The sequence below is a fragment of the Neisseria sp. P0022.S010 genome (assembly GCF_051956635.1).
Genome location: NZ_JBQCXF010000361.1, coordinates 1 through 3,048, shown reverse-complemented (window position 1 = coordinate 3,048; position 3,048 = coordinate 1). Strand labels below are relative to the sequence as shown.

Genomic DNA, 3,048 nt, shown 5'->3' with positions numbered 1-3,048 from the left:
TGCGCGACCGCCTGCCCGAAGATTGGGAACTGATTGCTACCGACTCTACTTCGCTGGACATTACCGATACCGAAGCCGTGCATCACATGATCAAAAACTTCCAACCAGATGCCATCGTTAATGCCGCGGCTTACACTGCCGTCGATAAAGCAGAAGAAAACGCAGAGGCTGCTTTTGCCGTCAACGCAACCGCTGTTCACAACCTGGCCGCAGCCGCCCGCGCCGCACACGCGCGCTTTATTCATATTTCCACTGATTATGTATTCGACGGCGAAGGCAAACGCCCTTACCGCGAAACCGACTACACCAATCCGCGCAGCACTTACGGTCAATCCAAAGTTGCAGGCGAGCTTTTGGCTTTAGCCGCGCATCCGGAAAGTACAATCGTCCGTACTTCATGGCTGTTTAGCGAATACGGCAGCAATTTCGTCAAAACCATGTTGCGCCTTGCTAAAGAGCGTGACTCCCTCTCCATCGTTCATGACCAAACCGGTTGCCCGACTTATGCAGGTGACTTGGCTCATGCCATCATCAGTTTATTGCAACAGCCTACTTCCCCACGCGGTATCTTCCATTACTGTGGCAATAAATCGGCAACATGGTACGAATTTACCAAAGCCATCTTTCAGACGGCCCACCAATTAGACGACAGCTTCCGCATTCCTGAACTGAACGCAATCACCACCGATCAATACCCCCTGCCCGCTCCGCGTCCGGCATACAGCATTATGGATTGCTCACGCCTAGAGACCAAGTTTGGTATCAAACCGTCCGACTGGCAAAAAGCCCTGCGCGAAATTCTCCGCACAATCGACTGATAAGCTGATCCATCTATATCAAGGCCGTCTGAAAACATATTTTCAGACGGCCTCTTTGTTTCTTTTATATCAAATGCTTTATCTATCCAGTCTGTCATTTGAAAAGTGCTACAATAGCCGTTTATTTTTCAGACGGCCTGACACCATGTGCAACCATCATCCCAAACATTCACACGACAACGACACCATCCGCATCCGCGGCGCGCGCACGCATAATTTGAAAAACGTCGATTTGGACATTCCGCGCCACAAGCTGGTGGTAGTAACAGGGCTGTCGGGCAGCGGCAAGTCGTCGCTGGCGTTTGACACGCTGTATGCCGAAGGGCAGCGGCGTTATGTCGAGAGCCTTTCTGCCTATGCCCGTCAATTTTTGCAGATGATGGACAAACCCGATGTCGATTTGATCGAAGGCCTGTCGCCCGCGATTTCCATCGAGCAGAAATCCACCAGCCACAATCCGCGTTCCACCGTCGGCACGGTTACGGAAATCCACGATTACCTGCGTCTTTTGTACGCCCGCGTCGGCACGCCGTATTGCCCCGAACACAATCTGCCGTTGTCGAGCCAGACCGTGTCGCAGATGGTCGATGCTGTGTTGAAGCTGCCGGAAGACACGCGCGTGATGATTTTGGCGCCGGCGGTGCGCGAGCGTAAGGGCGAGTTTGTCGATTTCTTTGCCGACTTGCAGGCGCAGGGTTTTGCGCGGGTGCGCGTGGACGGCGAGGTCTATCAGCTTGACGAAGTGCCTAAGCTGGAAAAAAACATCAAGCACAATATCGACGTGGTCATCGACCGCGTGAAAGTGAAGGCGGACATCAAGCAGCGGCTGGCGGAAAGTTTTGAAACCGCGCTGCGCCACGGCAACGAGCGCGCGCTGGCGATGGAGATGGACAGCGGCGAAGAACATTGGTTCTCCGCGCGTTTCGCCTGCCCCGTGTGTTCGTACAGCCTGCCCGAATTGGAGCCGCGCCTCTTTTCGTTCAACAACCCGATGGGTTCCTGCCCGACTTGCGACGGCTTGGGCAACACCAATTTCTTCGACCCCGAAAAAGTAGTCGCCCATCCCGAATTGTCGCTGGCAACGGGCGCGATTGACGGCTGGGACAAGCGCAACCAGTTCTATTTCCAAATGATTCAGTCGCTGGCGCGGCATTACGGTTTCGATGTGCAGGCTGCTTGGGAAACGCTGCCTGAAAAAGTGAAAAAAGTCGTGCTGCACGGCTCAGGCAAAGAAGTCATTGATTTCACATACCTGTCCGAACGCGGCACCACCTTCAACCGCAGCCACGCCTTCGAGGGCATCATCCCCAATCTCGAACGCCGCTACCGCGAAACCGACAGCGAAACCGTGCGCGAAAAACTGCGCGAATACCAAAACCACCGCGCCTGCCCGAGCTGCGGCGGCGCACGTTTGCGCAAAGAAGCACGCTACGTTTACGTCAGCGGCGAACCGTTGCACGAAGTTTCCGCCTGGCCGCTGACCAAAACCCACCAATTCTTTGAAACGCTGGATTTGGACGGCAACAAAAAACAAATCGCCGAAAAAATCCTCAAAGAAATCACCGAACGGCTCGGCTTCCTGATTAACGTCGGGCTGGATTACCTCAATCTCTCCCGCTCCGCCGAAACACTCTCCGGCGGCGAAGCCCAACGCATCCGCCTCGCCAGCCAAATCGGCAGCGGCCTGACCGGCGTGATGTACGTTTTGGACGAACCCTCCATCGGCCTGCACCAGCGCGACAACGACCGCCTGCTCGCCACACTCAAACGCCTGCGTGATTTGGGCAACAGCGTGATTGTGGTCGAACACGACGAAGACGCCATCCGCGAAGCCGATTTCGTCGTCGATATGGGCCCCGGCGCAGGCGAACACGGCGGCAACGTATTGATTGCCGACACGCCCGAAAACGTCGCCAAATGCGAAAACTCCGTTACCGGACAATACCTCAGCGGCAAAAAATCCATTGTCGTGCCGTCTGAACGCACGCCCGTCAATCCCGACCGAATGCTCGTCCTCAAAGGCGCGCGCGGCAACAATCTCAAAAACGTCACCCTCGAATTGCCACTCGGTCTGATTACCTGCATTACCGGCGTATCCGGCAGCGGCAAATCCACCCTGATTAACGACACCCTCGCCAAAATCACCGCCCGCGAACTTAACCGCGCCCAAGAAGAACCCGCCCCATACGATGACATCCGCGGCCTCGAACACCTCGACAAAGTCATCAAC

The 3,048-nt window shown here is 55.4% G+C and carries 2 protein-coding genes; both read left to right on the top strand.

Features of this window, described 5'->3' with window-relative positions; all coding sequences use genetic code 11:
• The coding region (gene rfbD, locus ACTHUT_RS16735; RefSeq protein WP_440419126.1) for a dTDP-4-dehydrorhamnose reductase at positions 1–818 on the top strand (818 nt) is incomplete at its 5' end.
• A 145-nt stretch (positions 819–963) separates the two neighbouring features.
• The coding region (gene uvrA, locus ACTHUT_RS16730; RefSeq protein WP_440419124.1) for an excinuclease ABC subunit UvrA at positions 964–3,048 on the top strand (2,085 nt) is incomplete at its 3' end.